19 protein-coding genes are annotated in these 18,273 nt (G+C 72.8%); 4 read left to right on the top strand and 15 right to left on the bottom strand.

From position 1 onward, the window contains the following. The first annotated feature begins 165 nt into the window (after nt 1-165). A complete protein-coding gene (locus NFS20_RS05555; RefSeq protein WP_251151221.1) occupies nt 166-2,481 on the top strand; it encodes a RecQ family ATP-dependent DNA helicase in 2,316 nt (771 codons plus the stop codon). A gap of 88 nt (nt 2,482-2,569) precedes the next feature. Here the strand turns inward: NFS20_RS05555 and NFS20_RS05550 are convergent, their stop codons facing one another. After that, a complete protein-coding gene (locus NFS20_RS05550) occupies nt 2,570-3,040 on the bottom strand; it encodes a GNAT family N-acetyltransferase (protein WP_251150763.1) in 471 nt (156 codons plus the stop codon). Between the two features lie 10 nt (nt 3,041-3,050). Next, nucleotides 3,051-4,376 (bottom strand): histidinol dehydrogenase, encoded by a 1,326-nt coding sequence (gene hisD / locus NFS20_RS05545; protein ID WP_251150762.1) that lies wholly within the window; start codon nt 4,374-4,376, stop codon nt 3,051-3,053. 334 nt (nt 4,377-4,710) lie between these two features. On the opposite strand from hisD, the gene NFS20_RS05540 reads away from it, so the two are divergent. From NFS20_RS05540 to NFS20_RS05530, 3 genes are all read left to right on the top strand, one after another. Beyond that, nucleotides 4,711-5,124, top strand: a complete 414-nt coding sequence (locus NFS20_RS05540) for a hypothetical protein (RefSeq protein WP_251150761.1) — start codon at nt 4,711-4,713, stop codon at nt 5,122-5,124. A gap of 315 nt (nt 5,125-5,439) precedes the next feature. Further along, on the top strand, nt 5,440-5,673 hold the full coding sequence (locus NFS20_RS05535; protein WP_251150760.1) for an RNA-binding S4 domain-containing protein: 234 nt from the start codon (nt 5,440-5,442) through the stop codon (nt 5,671-5,673). A gap of 22 nt (nt 5,674-5,695) precedes the next feature. Further along, nucleotides 5,696-6,310, top strand: a complete 615-nt coding sequence (locus NFS20_RS05530; RefSeq protein ID WP_251150759.1) for an HAD family hydrolase — start codon at nt 5,696-5,698, stop codon at nt 6,308-6,310. 14 nt (nt 6,311-6,324) lie between these two features. Here the strand turns inward: NFS20_RS05530 and NFS20_RS05525 are convergent, their stop codons facing one another. The 13 genes from NFS20_RS05525 to ftsZ form a co-directional block, all read right to left on the bottom strand. Beyond that, on the bottom strand, nt 6,325-6,729 hold the full coding sequence (locus tag NFS20_RS05525) for a pyridoxamine 5'-phosphate oxidase family protein (protein ID WP_251150758.1): 405 nt from the start codon (nt 6,727-6,729) through the stop codon (nt 6,325-6,327). Nucleotides 6,730-6,795: 66 nt separating this feature from the next. Further along, the gene (locus NFS20_RS05520) at nt 6,796-7,281 is read right to left on the bottom strand and encodes an NUDIX hydrolase (RefSeq protein ID WP_251150757.1); all 486 of its coding nucleotides are present in this window, start codon (nt 7,279-7,281) and stop codon (nt 6,796-6,798) included. A gap of 46 nt (nt 7,282-7,327) precedes the next feature. Next, nucleotides 7,328-10,864 (bottom strand): DNA polymerase III subunit alpha, encoded by a 3,537-nt coding sequence (gene dnaE / locus NFS20_RS05515; protein ID WP_251150756.1) that lies wholly within the window; start codon nt 10,862-10,864, stop codon nt 7,328-7,330. Nucleotides 10,865-10,947: 83 nt separating this feature from the next. Continuing rightward, the gene (locus NFS20_RS05510) at nt 10,948-11,187 is read right to left on the bottom strand and encodes a hypothetical protein (RefSeq protein WP_353050421.1); all 240 of its coding nucleotides are present in this window, start codon (nt 11,185-11,187) and stop codon (nt 10,948-10,950) included. A 186-nt stretch (nt 11,188-11,373) separates the two neighbouring features. Further along, the gene (locus NFS20_RS05505) at nt 11,374-11,889 is read right to left on the bottom strand and encodes a GNAT family N-acetyltransferase (protein WP_251150755.1); all 516 of its coding nucleotides are present in this window, start codon (nt 11,887-11,889) and stop codon (nt 11,374-11,376) included. Further along, a complete protein-coding gene (locus NFS20_RS05500; protein WP_251150754.1) occupies nt 11,886-12,818 on the bottom strand; it encodes an RluA family pseudouridine synthase in 933 nt (310 codons plus the stop codon). Before NFS20_RS05500 ends, NFS20_RS05505 begins: the two co-directional genes overlap by 4 nt. Further along, on the bottom strand, nt 12,815-13,528 hold the full coding sequence (locus tag NFS20_RS05495) for a signal peptidase II (protein WP_251150753.1): 714 nt from the start codon (nt 13,526-13,528) through the stop codon (nt 12,815-12,817). Before NFS20_RS05495 ends, NFS20_RS05500 begins: the two co-directional genes overlap by 4 nt. Nucleotides 13,529-13,608: 80 nt before the next feature. Continuing rightward, nucleotides 13,609-14,070, bottom strand: coding sequence for a TraR/DksA family transcriptional regulator (locus tag NFS20_RS05490; RefSeq protein ID WP_251150752.1), 462 nt, complete (start codon nt 14,068-14,070; stop codon nt 13,609-13,611). Between the two features lie 133 nt (nt 14,071-14,203). After that, on the bottom strand, nt 14,204-14,875 hold the full coding sequence (locus NFS20_RS05485) for a DivIVA domain-containing protein (protein WP_251150751.1): 672 nt from the start codon (nt 14,873-14,875) through the stop codon (nt 14,204-14,206). A 197-nt stretch (nt 14,876-15,072) separates the two neighbouring features. Next, entirely contained in the window at nt 15,073-15,357 is a 285-nt protein-coding gene (locus NFS20_RS05480; RefSeq protein ID WP_251151220.1) for a YggT family protein, read from the bottom strand. Between the two features lie 66 nt (nt 15,358-15,423). After that, nucleotides 15,424-15,909: a cell division protein SepF gene (locus NFS20_RS05475; protein WP_251150750.1), complete on the bottom strand. Its 486-nt coding sequence runs from the start codon at nt 15,907-15,909 to the stop codon at nt 15,424-15,426. 199 nt (nt 15,910-16,108) lie between these two features. Continuing rightward, nucleotides 16,109-16,894 carry a purine nucleoside phosphorylase YfiH/LACC1 family protein gene (locus tag NFS20_RS05470; RefSeq protein ID WP_251150749.1) on the bottom strand — a complete coding sequence of 262 codons (786 nt, stop codon included), beginning with the start codon at nt 16,892-16,894 and terminating at the stop codon, nt 16,109-16,111. Beyond that, the gene (ftsZ, locus tag NFS20_RS05465; RefSeq protein ID WP_251150748.1) at nt 16,891-18,240 is read right to left on the bottom strand and encodes a cell division protein FtsZ; all 1,350 of its coding nucleotides are present in this window, start codon (nt 18,238-18,240) and stop codon (nt 16,891-16,893) included. The genes NFS20_RS05470 and ftsZ overlap by 4 nt, the downstream gene beginning before the upstream one ends. Between the last annotated feature and the right edge of the window lie 33 nt (nt 18,241-18,273).

The raw sequence follows: 18,273 nt of genomic DNA, 5'->3' as shown, positions 1-18,273 counted from the left end.
CCCGGGACGGACGGGGCGCCAGGGCAGGTGGACGCGTCGGCGCCGACGCCCGCGCCGGTCTCGGGACCGCCGTCGGTGGCGCCCGCGGCAGAGCTTCCGACGGCGCCCCGCTCCCCCGCCGCCGGAGCCGCGGACGGCGAAGCGGCGCGCCGCGCGAAGCTCGCGATGCTCCGCGGTCTGCTGGACGGGGAGTCGCTGCGCGAGGACGCGGAGACGGCCCTGCGAGCGCTCGTGGGACGCGACGACGCACGACTGCGCGACGACCAGTGGCGCGCGATCGAGGCCCTCGTGGCGTTCCGACGCCGCGCGCTCGTCGTGCAGCGCACCGGGTGGGGCAAGTCGGCGGTGTACTTCGTCGCGACGAAGCTCCTGCGCGAACGCGGCGCCGGGCCGACCGTCATCGTCTCGCCGCTGCTCGCGCTCATGCGCGACCAGGTCGCCGCGGCGGCTCGGGCGGGCATCCGCGCGGTGACCATCAACTCGTCGAACGTCACCGAGTGGGACGACGTGCACGCCGCGATCGAGGCGGGCCAGGTCGACGTCCTGCTGTGCTCGCCCGAGCGGCTCAACAACCCGGGCTTCCGCGACGAGGTGCTGCCGCGCCTCGCGGCCGACGCGGGTCTCGTCGTGGTCGACGAGGCGCACTGCATCTCCGACTGGGGCCACGACTTTCGGCCCGACTACCGCCGCATCCGCACCCTCCTCGCCGACCTGCCCAGCGGCATCCCCGTCCTCGCGACGACCGCCACGGCCAACGCGCGCGTCACGGCCGACGTCGCGGAGCAGCTCGGCGTGCACGCGGACGCCGCCGCGGCCCCGAGCGGGCCGGGGACGTCCGACGAGGTCCTCGTGCTGCGCGGCGGTCTCGACCGCGAGTCGCTGCACCTCGCGGTGCTCCCGCTGCCCGACCAGCCGTCGCGGGTCGCATGGCTCACCGAGGCGCTGCAGGACATCGACGGGTCCGGGATCGTCTACTGCCTCACCGTGTCCGCCGCCGAGCAGGTCGCCAGCCAGCTCCGGTCGGCGGGACTCGCCGTCGCCGCGTACACCGGGCAGACGGACCCGGCGGAGCGCGAGCGGCTCGAGGAGGACCTCAAGGAGAACCGGGTCAAGGCGCTCGTCGCGACGTCGGCGCTCGGCATGGGCTTCGACAAGCCCGACCTCGCGTTCGTCGTGCACCTCGGTGCCCCGAGCTCGCCGATCGCGTACTACCAGCAGGTCGGTCGAGCCGGCCGTGGAGTGGACTCGGCGGTCGTCGTCCTGCTGCCCGGCGAGGAGGACCGTCGCATCTGGGAGTGGTTCGCGTCGACGGCCTTCCCGCCGCAGGCCCAGGTCCGGACGACCCTCGCGGCGCTCGACGGCGGCGGCACACAGTCCGTCGCGCAGCTCGAGACCCAGGTGGACCTCAAGCGGTCGCGCCTGGAGGGGATGCTCAAGGTGCTCGACGTCGACGGCGCGGTACGCCGCGTCAAGGGCGGCTGGGAGTCGACCGGGGCGCCCTGGGAGTACGACGCCGAGCGGTACGCGCGCGTCGAGGAGACGCGCACGGCGGAGCAGCGCGCGATGCTCGACTACGAGGCCACGACGGGGTGCCGCATGGCCTTCCTGCGTGCGGCGCTCGACGACCCCGAGCTCGAGGCGGGCTGGGAGTGCGGTCGGTGCGACCGGTGCGACGGCGTCACGCTGCCCGCCCTGCCGGACGCGGAGACGGTCGCGGCGGCCCGCGCCGACATGGACCGCCCCGGCGTCGAGGTCGTCGCGCGCCGGCAGTGGCCGAGCGGGATGGATCGCCTCGGGCTCGACGTCCGAGGCCGCATCCCCGCCCAGGAGCAGGCCGAGCCCGGGCGCGCGGTGGCGCGCCTCGACGGCCTCGGCTGGTCCGCACCGCTCCGCGAGCTGTTCGCTCCGGGGGCGCCCGACGGCGAGACCCCCGTCCCGCTGCGCCGCGCGGCCGCCCGCGTGCTCGACGAGTGGGACGCGCTGCGAGCGCCGTCGCAGGACGGCCCCGCCTCCCCGTCCGAGGACGGCGGAGGTACGAGCGGCGACGGGTCTGCCGGTGCCGCGGGGAGCGCCGGACCCGGCGACGGAGCGAGCGACGCGGCAGCCGGCGCGGCGTCGGCCCGTCCCCTCCTCGTCGACGGCGTCGTCGCGGTCCGGTCGGTGACGCGACCCGTGCTGACCCATCACCTGGCGACCGGCCTCGCCGCGTACCTCGGGCGTCCGCTCATCGGGGCGATCGGGCCGGTGCCGGGTCGTGAGGAGCCCGGCCGCCACGACGTGAACTCCGCGACGCGCCTGTCCGGCGTCGCGGGCCGGCTCCAGCTGGAGCTGTCCCCCGCCGCGCTCGCCGGCCTCGCCGGGAGGCGCGTCCTCCTCGTCGACGACTGGACCGAGTCCGGCTGGACCCTCACCGTCGCGGCGCGCCTGCTCCGTCAGGCCGGGGCCGCGGCGGTCTACCCGTTCGTTCTCGGCGTGCGCTGAGGAGGATCGGGCGCAGCGTCACCAGCACGACGGTCGGCCGGGTCAGCCCGAGCACGACGACCGACGGGTCGGCCCGTCGACGGGAACCTCACCACCGCAGGCGCAGCTCGGTGTACGTCGCGTCGACGAAGCCGAGCGAGCGGTACAGCTCCTCGCCGTCGGGCGTCGCGTGCAGCGAGACCGAGTCGACGCCCGCCTCGCGCGCCCAGGCGATCGCGGCCTCGACGCACGCGCGCCCGTGGCCGCGTCCTCGCGCCGGCGGCAGCGTGCACACGTTGGAGAGGTGGGCCGTGAGCCCGCGAGGGTTGCGGGCCGACGGTGCCCCGCGGCCGAGGGTCACGAGCGCGCCGGCGACCACGACGCCGTCCTCGTCCACGACGAACGCCGCCGCGTCGTCCTCGGCGAGGGCGTCGCGGAACCACGTCAGCGCGCGGTCCTGCCATGCCGGCCCGTCGGCGTCGGCCTCCCCCATGGCCCGCATCAGCTCGACGCGCAGCCCGACGAGCGCCGGGGCGTCCGCTGGACGCGCCCGGCGCACCTGGTGTCCGTCCGTGGGCACGCGCCGTCGATCAGAGGAAGCGCGCGCGCACGGCCTCGCCGTGCGCGGGCAGGTCCTCGTCGTTCGCGACGGCGACGATGCGGTCGGCCACGACCTCCAGCGCGTCCCGGTCGTACTCGATCACCTGGACCGCCTTGACGTAGCTGTGCACGCCCAGACCGCTCGAGAAGTGCGCGCACCCGCCCGTCGGCAGGACGTGGTTCGACCCTGCCATGTAGTCGCCGAGCGAGACCGGCGACCACGGTCCGACGAAGATCGCGCCCGCGCTGCGCACGCGCTCGGCCAGGACGGCGGCGTCGTCCGTCTGGATCTCGAGGTGCTCGGCGCCGTAGGCGTCCACGACCTGCAGGCCCTGCTCGAGGTCGTCGACGAGGACGACCGCCGACTGCGGGCCCGCGAGCGCCTGCGCGACCCTCTGCGCGTGCTTGGTCGACGGCACGAGGTCCTTGAGCCGGGACTCGACCGCCGCCGCGAGCTCGACCGACGGCGTGACGAGCACGGCCGCGGCCGACGGGTCGTGCTCGGCCTGGCTGATGAGGTCCACCGCGACGTGCCCCGGGTCGGCGGAGCCGTCCGCCAGGATCGCGATCTCGGTGGGACCTGCCTCGGAGTCGATGCCGACGACTCCGCGCACGAGGCGCTTCGCCGCGGCGACGAACACGTTGCCCGGGCCGGTGACGACGTCGACGGGTTCGCACAGCACGTCGCCGTCCTGCGGTTCGCTGCCCGCGGCGCCGTAGGCGAACATCGCGACCGCCTGCGCACCACCGACGCCGTACACCTCGTCGACGCCGAGCAGCGCGCACGCGGCCAGGATCGTCGGGTGCGGCAGCCCGCCGTTGTCCTTCTGCGGCGGGGACGCGACGGCCAGGCTCGGCACGCCGGCCTCCTGCGCCGCGACGACGTTCATGACGACCGACGACGGGTAGACGGCGAGCCCACCCGGCGCGTACAGACCGACCCGCTGCACCGGCACCCAGCGCTGGCGCACCTGGGCCCCGGGGGCGAGCTGCACCGTGAAGTCCTGGGGCCGCTGCGCGGCGTGGACCTGCCGCACGCGGCGGATCGCCTCCTCGAGGCCGTCCCGGACGGTCGGGTCGAGGTCGGCGAGCGCCGTCGAGAGCGCCGTCGCCGGTACCCGCAGGTGCTCAGGACGCACACCGTCGAACCGCTCCGCGTACTCGCGCAGCGCCTCGGCGCCCCGGGTGCGGACCGCCTCGATGATCGGGGCCACACGATGTGCGGCGTCCTCGACACCGAGCTCTGCGCGGGGCAGGGTGGCGACGAGCTCGCGCGCGGACAAGGTGCGGCCTCGGAGATCGATGCGGGTGATCATGCCCCGAGTCTAGGAGTGTCCGCCGCATGCGGAGGGAGGGTTTCGCCCACCGGTCGCGTCCGGACGGTCGGTTCGAGACCGCTCTGAGCGACGAGCACCGCGACGGGCTGCTCGCCGCGCTCCAGCCGGCCATCAAGGCAGCGGGCAGGGTCGGGCGTCGTACCGCGGGCCCGGGAACGCGGTCGAACTCGGGGGACGACCGTGCTGCGACTCGGGCCTGACGAGCTGTTGCTCGCCATCGTGCTGGCGGGTGCCGCGGGCTGCTGACGTCTGCGGTCGTCGATGGACACAGGTCCCCATCGACGGGGTTCGTGGTCCTTCGTAGGCTCGCGGGGTGACGACACAGACACGACGCAAGCGCATCGGCCTGGCGGTGGTCGCGGCTCTCACCGCGGCCCTGATGATCGCCCCGCCGGCCCAGGCCGCGACAGCCCCCATCACGATCCACCCGGGGGCGTCGATCACGTTCGTCAACAACTGCGAGCACCGGGTCGGTGTGGTGGTCGCGACGAACTGGAAGCCGACCGGCGTCATCGGCGTCGACGAGTCGTTCGTCCTGGGCGTCGGTGAGCGCCGGTCCTTCAGGAATCTGCAGCCGACCCAGCCCGGCGGCACGCTGTACGGCGTCCTGCACCACATCGCCGCCGACGGCAACGGGTCCGCGATCATCAAGGAAGGCCGCATCGGCCAGACCTACGCCGCGCAGGCCTGGTTCGCCTGCGGCATCCCCGGATTTCCCACCCGCTGACGGCGCCCGGCTTCTCCCCGCACACCGGCTGCGCCGCCTGCCCGGCATCGTCCTGCCCGCCGTGCGCGCGCCCACGGTGCGCGCCGCGGTCGTGATCGACACCTCGGGCACGATGGGGAGTGAAGGATGTCCACGGATGATCAGGAGCTGCGAGCGTCGTAGTCCCCGCGACGGGCGAGGATCTCGGCCACCAGGACGTGACACGCCGAGGTGACTCAGCCGGGTGGGGATCGGGGTCGTAGTCGAGGAGGTTGCGAGGAGGGCGCGCAGTGCGGCGTGGGTGCCCTCGATCGCCGGGATGGGACGATAGGCGCCATGGACGCACGCCACGCCACCCTGGTCGAGATCTCCGACGACGTCATCCGGCTCGGGCAGTTCCTCAAGCTCGCCGGTCTCGCGGACTCCGGGGCCGACGCGCGTGAGCTGATCGCGGACGGCGAGGTGCGCGTCAACGACGAGGTCGAGACCCGCAGGGGCCGCCAGCTCCACCGTGGCGACACCGTCGCCGTCGACCACCCGCAGGGCGCGCAGCGCGCGACCGTCGCCTGACCCGCTCGTGACGGTCCGCCACGTGCTGCTCGACGCCGACGGCGTCCTGCAGGACGTGCCCGGCGGCTGGTACGCCGCGATGGAGCCCTACCTGGGCGCGCGCTCGCGCGAGTTCCTGCACGCGACGTGGAGCGACGAGCTGCCGTTCCTCGCCGGCACCGGCGGGGACTATCTGCCCTTCCTCGCCGACGCGCTGGCCGCGTACGGCGTGTCCGCACCCGCCGACGTCGTGTACGGCGCCGTGTGGCTGCGCATCGACGTCGTCGCCGAGTCGGTCCGGCTCGTCGAGCAGCTCCGCAGCGCGGGCTACGGCGTCCACCTCGGGACGAACCAGGAGCGCGAGCGCGGCGTCCACATGCGGACCACGCTCGGCTACGACGCGCTGTTCGACGTGAGCTGCTACTCCTACGACCTGGGCGTGGCCAAGCCCTCCACGGACTTCTTCGTCGAGGCCGCGCGCCGGATCGGCGCGGAGCCGTCGAGCATCCTGTTCGTGGACGACACGGCGAGGAACGTCGAGGCGGCGCGGGTCGCCGGGATGCCCGCGGTGCACTGGAGCGTCGGGCGCGGGCACCATGAGCTCCTCGCGGCCCTGGCGTACCACGGCGTGCACGTGCCCCCGGCGCGAGGCCGGTAGGTCCGGCCTGTAGGTCAGGCCATGTAGGTCGAGGCCATCACCTTGTCGGGGGTGAGGCGCAGGACGACGCGCTCGGGGTTGGGGCTGAGCTGTCGGTAGCGGCGCGCGTACCGGGCGACGGCGTCGGCCACCTCGTCCGCGTCCTCGACGACCTCGATCGTGCCCTCGAGGGTCATCCATCGTCCGCCGTCGACCTGGCAGACGGCGGCACGGGCGGGCGCACCGTCCGGCCCGGTCCGCCGCGCGTTCCGGGCCTTGACCGAGGCGCGGTTGGTGGTGATCCGGACGACACCGGCTTCCGGGTCCCAGGTGAAGGCGACGGGGACGACGTGGGGCGAACCGTCCGCACGCAGTGTGGTGAGCGTCGCGAGATGGCGCTCGGTGACGAAGACGCGCTGCTCGGGGTTGAGTCGGATCACGCGACCGAGCCTAGTGGGACCGCGCCGCACTGCCGCCGGGACGGCCGTCGGGGGACCTCTGGCGGCTCAGCCCTCGAACCCGGAGATCATGATCGGCGGGACGTCTCCGTGGCGCAGCGCTCGCATCACCTGCAGCTCGTGCGGCACGACCGGCTCGGGCAGGGCGTCGAGCGGGAACCACCGCAGGTCGGAGGCCCTGTCGAGCTCCTTGAGCGCCGGCGCACCGCTCCAGCGGGTGACCTCGAAGAAGAAGTCGACGCGTTGCTCGAGCGCGGGACCCGCCGGGACCCCGCGGTGCAGGGTGCAGACGGGGCGAAGGGCCGACCGCTCCACCGTGACGCCGAGCTCCTCGTGCGCCTCGCGCACCGCCGCCTCGACGACGGACTCACCGGGCTCGACATGGCCCGCCGCGGCCGCCGCCCAGTGCCCGTCCCGGTAACCGGTCCCCTCCCGGAGCTGCAGCAGCAGCTCCCCGGCCCGGCGGAACAGCACGTACGCCGCGGGCACCACACGGAACCGGTGGTCGGCCGTCCCGTCGTCCCACGACCTCATACGCAGGTCGTGACGCAGGTCCGGGTCACGCGGCTTCGGCACGGGGTCAGCCCACGAGGCACGACGGGCCGAGCAGGGCCTTGAGGTCACCGAACAGCGCGGGCGACCTCTCGACGCGCAGGGCGTCCCCCGCGCGCACGACCGTCGTCTTGCCCGGCTCGAGCACCTGCACGTGGACCTCCGCGGAGCCCGGGTGCGTCGCGAGCACCTCGCGCAGCCGGGTGATGACCGGCTCGACGCACCGCGTGTGCGGCACACGGACCGCGACCGGCGACTCCGCTCCCACGGACACGTCCGTGAGGGAGACCTCCATCGCCTGGAGCTGCATCGTGTCGTCGCGGCGCCGCACGCGACCACGGAGGACGACCACCTGGTCCTCGGCGAGGATCGTCGAGTACGCGAGGTACGTCTCGCCGAAGAACATCACCTCGACCGCGCCCTCGAGGTCCTCGATGGTCACGGCCGCCCACGGGTTGCCGTTCTTGCTCATCTTGCGCTGGAGCGACGTGATGAGACCCGCGACGGTGACCGTCGACCCGTCCGGGCGCCCCTCGTCCGCGATGAGCGCCGCGATCCCCGTGTCCGCCGCGCGCGTGAGCACGTGCTCGAGCCCGGAGAGCGGGTGGTCGGACACGTAGAGACCGAGCATCTCGCGCTCGAACGCGAGGCGCTGCTTCTTGTCCCAGTCCGGCAGGTCGGGCACGTCGACGCTGAACGACATCGTCGGGTCGTCCTGCGCCCCGAGGTCGGCGAACAGGTCGAACTGCCCCTCGGCCTCCTTGCGCTTGACGCTGATGACCGAGTCCACGGCCTGCTCGTGCACGACGAGCAGGGCGCGACGCGCGTGGCCGAGGGAGTCGAAGGCTCCGGCCTTGATGAGCGACTCGATCGTGCGCTTGTTGCACACGACGGCCGGGACCTTGTCGAGGAAGTCGGTGAACGACGTGAAGTCGCCCTTCGCCTCGCGCGTCGCGACGATCGCGTCGACGACGTTGCGGCCCACGTTCCGCACCGCGGTGAGGCCGAAGCGGATGTCGTGCCCGACTGCCGTGAAGTTCGCCGCCGAGGAGTTGACGTCCGGCGGCAGGACCGTGATGTGCATGCGGCGGCACTCGTTGAGGTACAGCGCCGACTTGTCCTTGTCGTCGCGCACGCTCGTGAGCAGCGCGGCCATGTACTCGGTGGGGTAGTTCGCCTTGAGGTACGCCGTCCAGTAGGAGACGAGCCCGTAGCCGGCGGAGTGCGCCTTGTTGAACGCGTACCCGGCGAACGGGACGAGCGTGTCCCACACGGCCTGGATGGCCTTGTCGGAGTACCCGCGCTCCTTCATGCCCCCGTGGAAGGGCACGAACTCCTTGTCGAGGATCTCCTTCTTCTTCTTGCCCATCGCGCGACGCAGCAGGTCGGCCTGGCCGAGCGAGTACCCGGCCAGCACCTGCGCCGCCTTCTGCACCTGCTCCTGGTACACGATGAGGCCGTACGTCTCGTCGAGGACCTCCGCGAGCGGCTCGGCGAGCTCGGGATGGATGGGCTCGATCTTCTGCAGGCCGTTCTTGCGCAGCGCGTAGTTCGTGTGCGAGTTCATGCCCATCGGGCCAGGGCGGTACAGCGCGATGACGGCGGAGATGTCCTCGAAGTTGTCAGGGCGCATCTGGCGCAGCAGCGCGCGCATCGGCCCGCCGTCGAGCTGGAACACGCCCAGCGTGTCCCCGCGACCGAGCAGCTCGTACGCGGCGCGGTCGTCGAGCTCGAGCGTCTCGATCTCGATCGGGTCCTTGCCGTTCATGACGATGTTCTCGAGCGCGTCGTCGAGGATCGTCAGGTTCCGCAGCCCGAGGAAGTCCATCTTGATGAGGCCGAGGCCCTCGGACGTCGGGTAGTCGAACTGCGTGATGACGGCGCCGTCCTGGAGACGGCGCATGATCGGGATGATGTCGATGAGCGGGTCGCTCGACATGATGACGCCTGCGGCGTGCACGCCCCACTGACGCTTCAGCCCCTCGATGCCCCGCGCGAGCTCGACGACGCGCTGCGCCTCCGGGTCGGTGTCGTGGAGCTGGCGGAACTCGCCCGCCTCCGCGTAGCGCTCGTGCTTCGGGTCGAAGATGCCCGCGAGCGGGATGTCCTTGCCCATGACCGCCGGCGGCATCGCCTTGGTGAGCTTCTCCCCCATGGCGAAGGGGAAGCCGAGGAGGCGCGACGAGTCCTTGAGCGCCTGCTTCGCCTTGATCGTGCCGTACGTGACGATCTGCGCGACGCGGTCGTCGCCGTACTTCTCCGTGACGTACCGGATGACCTCGCCGCGCCGGCGCTCGTCGAAGTCGACGTCGACGTCGGGCATCGACACGCGCTCGGGGTTGAGGAACCGCTCGAAGATCAGACCGTGCTTGAGCGGGTCGAGCTCGGTGATGCCCATGAGGTAGGACGCCATCGACCCCGCTGCCGACCCACGCCCCGGCCCGACGCGGATGCCCTGCTCCTTGGCCCAGTTGATGAAGTCGGCCACCACGAGGAAGTACCCCGGGAAACCCATCTGGACGATGACCTCGGTCTCGTACTCCGCCTGCTTGCGCGACGCGTCCGGGATGCCGTCCGGGTAGCGGCGGTGCAGACCGCGCTCGATCTCCTTGACGAACCAGCTCGTCTCGTCCTCGCCCTCCGGGACGGGGAACCGCGGCATGTAGTTGGCCTTCGTGTCGAACGACACCTCGCACTGCTCCGCGATGAGCAGCGTCGTGTCGCACGCCTCCGGCAGCTCGGCGAAGACGCGCCGCATCTCGGCAGCCGACTTCACGTAGTACCCCGTGCCGTCGAACTTGAACCGGTCCGGGTCGTCCAGCGTCGAGCCCGAGTTGATCGCGAGCAGGGCCTCCTGGCTCGACGCGTCCTCCTCGCGCACGTAGTGCAGGTCGTTCGTGCCGACGATGCGTGCGCCGATCGTCTCCGCGAGCCGCAGCAGGTCCTTGGTGACCCGGGTCTCGATCTCGAGCCCGTGGTCCATGAGCTCGACGTAGAAGTTCTCGCGGCCGAAGACGTCCTGCAGCTCGCCGGCGGTGCGGACGGCCTCGTCCCACTGCCCGAGCCGCAGTCGCGTCTGGATCTCCCCCGACGGGCACCCGCTGGTCGCGATCAGGCCCTTGCCGTACCGCTGGAGGAGCTCGCGGTCCATGCGCGGCCACTTGCCCATCTGCCCGTCGAGCGAGGCGAGCGACGACGCGCGGAAGAGGTTGTGCAGACCCTCGTTGTTCTTCGCGAGCAGCGTCATGTGCGTGTACGCGCCGCGCGCCGAGACGTCGTCGGACTCCTGGCCCTTCTCGCCGAACCGCACGCGCGTCTGGTCGAACCGGCTCGTGCCCGGCGTGATGTACGCCTCGACGCCGATGATCGGCTTGATGCCCTTCGCCTGTGCCCGCGACCAGAACTCGAACGCACCGAACACGTAGCCGTGGTCCGTCGTCGCGATGGCCTTCTGCCCGAGCCGCTCGACCTCGTCGAACAGGTCCCCGATCCGCGCCGCGCCGTCGAGCATCGAGTACTCGGTGTGGACGTGGAGGTGGACGAAGTCCTCGGTAGCGGTCGGCATGCGTCGATCCTAGGCGGGGCCTCCGACGCTCCGGCGCACCTCCGGCGGACCGTGCGGCGTCTCACACCGGACCGTGCGGCGTCTCACACGTGGTGGAGCCCGGGCCCGTCGAGATCCCGGCCGGCCGGCCGCCCGCAGGCGACCAGCAGCAGGTCGAGCACGGGCCCTCGCACCTCCGGGCCGTCGCCCAGGGCGACGTCGGCGGCCGTCGCCACGAGCCGGACTCGGGACACCAGCTCCTCGGCACCGCCGAGGGAGGCCCGTGTGCGCGCCTGGTGGCGCAACGCCGGCACCACGGCCCGATGGGCGACGACGTCGTGCACGCTCCAGCCCGCACAGAGCGAGGGCTCGTCCTACTGCCTGTCGTCGAGACCTTCGAGGTCGCGGATCAACGCCGCGCGTTCGCCGTGCACGAGGGGCCAGACGTCGCTCAAGGCGCCCTCCCGTCGCCGCGACGGACGTCGTCAGCACCGGTTCCCGCCGGTGCGCCCGGTCGGCGGCGACGTCCGTCAGGACGCAAGGGTCTTCACGGCGTCCCGGTGGTCGATGCCCGCGTCGAGGTAGACGGGACCCGAGACGGTGTAGCCGAGGCGCTCGTAGAAGCCGATCGCCTGGACCTGCGCGGAGAGCTCGACGCGTACCGTCGGGCGACCGTCCGGCCCTGCGACGGCGTGCTCGGCGAGGGCGATCTCCTCCAGGGCACGCATCACCGCGGCGCCCGCGCCGGTCCCGCGAGCCGACGCCGCGACGGCGACGCGACCGATGTGCGTCTCTCCCGGGTGCGCCGGGTCGGTGAGCAGTCGCCCCGTGCCGACGACGGCACCGCCCTGCTGCGTGTCCCGCGCGAGCACGTGCGTCGTCGTGGGAGCCGTGTCGAGGTCGTCGATCTCCTCCTCGGCGGGCACCTGCTGCTCGTCGACGAACACGGCGAGCCGCAGGGCGTGCGCGGCGGCCAGCCCGGCGTCGTCGTGCACCCGCTCCACGACGAGCCGCGCGGCGCGCGGGTCGGGTACGGAGGCGCTCACGCGTACGCCCCACGCAGGACGTCGAGCGCGTGCGCGAGGTCGTCCGGGTACTGCGACGCGAGCTCGAGCCACTGCCCGGTGCCCGGGTGCTCGAAGCCGAGCCGCATCGCGTGCAGCCACTGCCGGCTGAGGTCCACGCGCGACGCGAGGACCGGGTCGGCGCCGTAGGTCAGGTCGCCGACGCACGGGTGGCGCAGCGCGGAGAAGTGCACGCGGATCTGGTGCGTGCGACCCGTCTCGAGGTGCACCTCCACGAGCGACGCCGCCGGGAGCATCTCGAGCACCTCGTAGTGGGTGACCGAGGGCTTGCCCTCGGCGGTCACCGCGAACTTCCAGTCGCTGCTCGGGTGGCGACCGATGGGCGCGTCGATCGTCCCGGTCGTCGGCTCGGGGTGACCCTGCACGAGCGCGTGGTAGACCTTCTCGACCGTGCGCTCCTTGAAGGCGCGCTTGAGCGCGGTGTACGCGGTCTCGCTCTTCGCGACGACCATGAGCCCGGACGTGCCCGCGTCCAGGCGGTGCACGATGCCCTGGCGCTCGGCAGCACCGGACGTCGAGATCCGGTAGCCCGCGGCAGCGAGCGCGCCGACGACGGTCGGGCCGGTCCAGCCCGGCGACGGGTGTGCGGCGACGCCGACCGGCTTGTCCACGACGACGAGGTCCTCGTCGTCGTGCACGATGCCCATGCCGGGCACGGGCTCGGCGACGACCTCGACCGTGGCGGGCGCGGCGTCGGGCACGTCGACCTCGAGCCAGGAGCCCGCGACGAGTCGCTCGGACTTGCCGACCTCGCGGCCGTCGAGACGCACCGCGCCCTCGGCGGCGAGCTCGGCGGCACGCGTGCGCGACAGCCCGAGGAGCCGCGCGAGACCCGCGTCGACGCGCTCGCCGGCGAGGCCGTCGGGGACGGGGAGCGAGCGCCGGCTCACCGCGCCTCCCCCTCTGTGGCGTCGGCGCCCCGCGGACCGTCCTCGACCGAGGTCGTCCCGACGGCGTCCGTCGAGTCCTCGCCGTCGCGACCCTGGCGCGTGCCGTCGAGGCCGATGCCGAGCAGGGACAGCACCACGATCATCACGGCGGCCGCGACGATCGCGATGTCCGCGACGTTGCCGACGAAGAAGCCTGCGTAGTCGATGAAGTCGACGACGTGCCCGCGCGCGAAACCGGGATCGCGGAAGATCCGGTCGACCAGGTTCCCGACCGCGCCCCCGAGCAGCAGGCCGAGCGCGATCGCCCAGCCGCGCGAGCCGATCCTGCCGACCATGCGCACGATGACCACGACCACCGAGACGACGACGATCGTGAGGAGCCACGTCATGCCGGTCGCGATCGACAGCGCCGCACCGGGGTTGTAGAGCAGGCGCAGGCCGAGCAGCGATCCGACGAGCTGGACCGGGTCGTCACCGAGCTCCAGGGTCGACTCCGCCCACCACTTGGTGAGCTGGTCGAGCAGGAGGACCAGGACGGCGAGACCGACGGTCCAGGCGACGAGGCGTCCGCGCGACCGACCCGCCGGGACGGCAGTGCCAGGCTCGGCCGGATCCTGCGTGGCAGGCGCGAGGCCGTCGGGCCGGTGGGTCGAGGGACGCGACGGCGGTTCGACGGGGTCGAGGGGTTCGGGGCGCGAGGAGGTGGACATCGGCGGCAAGTCTGCCACGAGCACGTCGCTCGACGGGCCTCGCGACCTCCGGCGAGCGGACCCCGCTCGTGCCGTGCGCGTCAGCGGCGCTCTTCGCGCTGCTTCGCCTCGACCGACAGGTTGGCGCGCGGGAAGGCCTGGAGCCGCGCCTTGCCGATGGGCAGGCCCGACGCCTCGCACGTCGCGTAGGTGCCCGCAGCGATGCGGTCGAGAGCGTGCGTGGTCTGGGCGAGCAGGTCGCGCACGTTGTTGACGAGGGTGAGCTCCTGCTCGCGCTCGAGCGCGCTCGACCCCGAGTCCGCCTGGTCGTCGCCCGCGCCGTCGCCCGAGTCCCGCAGGAGGTTCGACAGGGCCTCGTCGGCCTGGGCCAGCTCGCTCTCCAGACGCTCCTTCTCCGCCAGGAGCTCCGAGGCCAGCTCCTCGACCTCACGCAGGGTCCACGGCTCCTCGCCCTCGCGCACGGGGAAGGTCTTGACGTCCTTCGCGAGGTTCGGGAACTGTTCGCGCACGGCCGACCTGGCCGCGGTGGTGAGCTTGGTCATCTGCCCCTCCTGGATCGAGTCACGCGAGAGTAGACGCAGCGGCCGGCACGCACAACACACCACGCCGTCCCCCGGGAGGGAGGGATCGCGGTGCGCGTGCGTACCGGCCGCTGCCGGACGGTCGACGCTGGGGCTAGATGCCGGACGCGAGGTCGCTCGCGCGACCGGACCCACCGACGTTGCTGCGCGGCGGGAGGGCGCTGCCCCGGTTGTCCAGGTCCCCGAGGAGGTTCTGGAGGTAGCTCTTGAGGCGCGTGCGGTAGTCGCGCTCGAAGAGGCGGAGCTCGTCGATCTTGCGCTCGAGCAGCGAGCGCTCCTGCTCGAGCTGGGAGAGCGTGCGGTGCGAGGTCTCCTCGGCCTCGCGCACGATGCGCGTGCCCTCCTCCTTCGCCTCGGCGATGAGCCGGTCGCCCTCTTCCTGCCCCGAGCGCACGTAGTCGTCGTGCAGCTTCTGGGCCAGCTGGAGCATCCCGGTCGCCGACTCGGGCTCTGCCGCGTTCTTCGTGACGACGGCCTGCGAGATGGGGGCAGCGGGAGCGGGCTCGGGCTCCGGTGCCGGCTTCGGCGCCTCGACGGGCGCGGGGGCCGCTGCTGCGGAGGACGCGTCGGCCCGGCTCAGCTCGGCGACGCGACGCTCCGCGGCGGCGAGCTTGGACTTGAGGTCCTCGTTCTCCTCCTGCACGGAGTTGAGCGTCCTCACCACCTCGTCCAAGAAGTCGTCGACCTCTTCGACGTCGTACCCCTCGCGGAACTTCGTGGCCGCGAACTTCTTGTTCAGGATGTCCTCTGCAGTGAGCAGTGCCATCGGTTCACCTCATCAGCGTTAGCGTCTCGGTCCGGGCGACCTCGCGATCGCCAGGATCCAACGTAGCGGAGTTTGCCGTCCGGAGCCCGGACCACGGCCGCGCTCGCGCGCCGAGCGAACGGCACGAGCAGGGGCGAACCGGACGTACGGTCGCGCCCCCGCGGGCGGTGCAGGGGCTAGAGCGCGTGACGTGCGTCTCAGATGCCCTGGACCACCTGCAGGGCGATCGTCACGGCGAGGAACAGCACCACGAAGCCCAGGTCGAGCCGGATCTGCCCCAGCGTGAGCGGCGGGATCAGGCGCCGCAGGAGACGCAGCGGAGGGTCCGTCGCGGTGTAGATCACCTCGGCGAGCACGAGCACGGCCCCCTTGGGTCGCCACTCCCGTGCGAACACCTGCACCCAGTCGAAGATGAGGCGCCCGATGAGGAGGATGAGATAGAGCCACAGGACGAACCCGAGGATGCCGGTCACGAGGTCCACGATCACGGGGACAACTGTGCCAGACGTCGCGCCGGTTCCGGTCCGCGCGACCCGCGCCGCGCCGGGTCAGCTCTGGTTGTAGAAGCCCGCACGCGTGTCCGGCGGCGGGGCGGCCTGCTCCTCGCCGGTGATCTCCACGTGCTCCGGCGAGAGCAGGAAGACCTTGTTCGTGACGCGCTCGATCGCCCCGTGCAGCCCGAAGATCAGCCCGGCGGAGAAGTCGACGAGGCGCTTGGCGTCGGCGTCGTCCATGTCGGACAGGTTCATGATGACCGGCGTCCCGCCGCGGAACGCCTCGCCGATCACGCGCGCGTCGTTGTACGAACGCGGGTGCACGGTGGTGATCCGGCGCAGCTCGGCGGCCGACATGCTGGTCTGCGGCACCTCCCGCGGACCGAGCGAACGGTGCAACGGCGTCACCTGGGCCTGGTAGTCCTGTGGCACGTCCGCCCCCGTCTCGTCGTACTCGTCGACGTACTCGTCCCGCTCGTCCTCGCCGCGATCATCCGCGAGGCCCAGATACAGCATGGTCTTGCGCAGCGCTCCCGCCATGGGCCTTGCTCCGTCCTCAACTCGTACCGTCGGACACCGGCCGCCCGACCGGTGCACCCACGCTAACCGAGCACCTGGCGACGCCCGGGCGCGACACGCCCGGGACGGGTGAACCTCGGAACGGCCCGCTCGGGCTCGCTCGGGCACCGTCCGGCGCGGTCGGGCAGTCGGCTGCGGGCACGGCGGCCGTCGCCGCCGCTCAGGCGGGAGCCAGCGCCACGAGCCCGGCGAACCGTCCCGTCGTCGCTCCCGAGCGCGTCGCCCGGCGATGGGAGAACCAGCGGTCGTCCTCCACGGTGCAGACGTGCGTGCGCTCGACCGACGCGACCCCGGCCGCCTCGAGGTCGGCCGCGACCCCCGCGGGAAGATCGAGCGCCGCCGTCCCCCACGAGGTGGTGGACCAGGTCGCCGGTCGTGCGACCGCGACCTCGTCGCGCATCGTGGCCGGCACCTCGTAGCACGCCCCGCAGACCGCAGGACCGACGGCGGCCCGCACGCTCCGCAGGTCCGCCCCCGCGGCGGCCATCGACCGGAGGACGGCAGGCACGACTCCGTCCGCGAGCCCGCGCCGTCCGGCGTGCGCCGTCGCGACGACGCCGGACCCCGCGTCCGCGAGGAGGACGGGCACGCAGTCGGCGACCAGCACGCCGAGCCCCACGGCGGACGCCCCCGTCGCGACGAGCGCGTCCGCGTCCCCGACGGTGTCCACCGGGTCGGCGTCGCCCGGTCCGCCGTCGGCGGGCTCGCGGTCGAGCACCACGACCTCGGTCCCGTGCACCTGCGTCGAGAACCGCACCGACCGCCCCAGCCACGTCGAGGCCCGGCGCCGGTTCGCCCGCACCCGCGCCGCGTCGTCGTGCACGCCCAGACCGAGGTTGAGGCTGTCCCAGGGAGACGGGGACACCCCGCCCGCCCGGGTCGTGAAGCCCGCCCGGACCCCGGGCCCGAGGTCGACCTCGAGCACGGGGAGCCGGTCGGTCGTCACTTGAGGAAGTCGGGCACGTCGAGCTCTTCCACCTTGCGACGCGCGGGCTCCTCGTCGTAGATGCGCGGGGGCACCTCGACGGACGGGTTCTGGCGCCCCGCCGCGGGGTCGGCGTTGTGGTTCGCGGCCTGCTCGGACCCGACGACCGTGAACGTCGGGGTGGCGGCGACGGGCTGCACCGGCACGGGTCCGCTCCCGCCGTCGAGGGTGACGGGCACGTCGTCGCCCTCGGTCGCGATGGGGACCACCGGGCGAGGCAGGGTGTGCGCACCGGTCGTGGGCGCCGGCGCCGGGGGCACCTGACGCGCGCCCGGGACGGCCGGGATCGCGCTCGTCGCCGGACGCTGGGTGGAGCCCGCGACCTGGCCCAGCCCGCGACCGTCGCCGCGGACCTGGGGCGCACCGCCGTCGAACCCGGCTGCGATGACCGTGACCCGGACCTCGTCCCCGAGCGCGTCGTCGATCACGGCGCCGAAGATGATGTTCGCCTCGGTGTGGGCCGCCTCGTGGACGAGACGTGCGGCCTCGTTGATCTCGAAGAGACCGAGGTCGGAGCCGCCCTGGATGGACAGGAGCACGCCGTGCGCACCGTCGATGCTCGCCTCGAGCAGGGGCGAGGAGATCGCCAGCTCGGCCGCCTGGACGGCGCGGTCCTCGCCGCGCGCGGAGCCGATGCCCATGAGAGCGCTGCCCGCTCCCTGCATGACCGACTTGACGTCGGCGAAGTCGAGGTTGATGAGGCCCGGCGTGGTGATGAGGTCCGTGATGCCCTGGACACCGGACAGCAGCACCTGGTCGGCCTGGTGGAACGCCTGCAGGGCGCTGACGTTGCGGTCCGACATCGACAGCAGCCGGTCGTTGGGGATGACGATGAGGGTGTCGACCTCGTTGCGCAGGTTCTCGATGCCCTGGTCCGCCTGCACGGAGCGGCGGCGACCCTCGAACGTGAAGGGTCGCGTCACGACGCCGACGGTCAGCGCACCGAGCGAGCGTGCGATGCGCGCGACGACGGGCGCGCCGCCCGTGCCGGTACCGCCGCCCTCGCCCGCCGTCACGAAGACCATGTCGGCGCCGCGCAGGACGTCCTCGATCTCCTCGGCGTGGTCCTCGGCGGCCTTCTTGCCGACCTCGGGGTCGGCGCCGGCACCGAGCCCGCGCGTGAGCTCGCGGCCGACGTCGAGCTTGACGTCGGCGTCCGACATCAGCAGGGCCTGCGCGTCGGTGTTGATGGCGATGAACTCGACGCCCTTGAGGCCGACCTCGATCATCCGGTTGACGGCGTTCACGCCACCGCCGCCGATGCCGACCACCTTGATCACTGCCAGGTAGTTCTGCGGAGTTGCCACGTCGATGCCTCTCGATCTGTCAGCCCTGAACCT

This window comes from Cellulosimicrobium sp. Marseille-Q4280 (genome assembly GCF_943181405.1).
GTDB lineage: Bacteria > Actinomycetota > Actinomycetes > Actinomycetales > Cellulomonadaceae > Cellulosimicrobium.
This window is presented reverse-complemented; position numbering and strand designations above follow the sequence as displayed.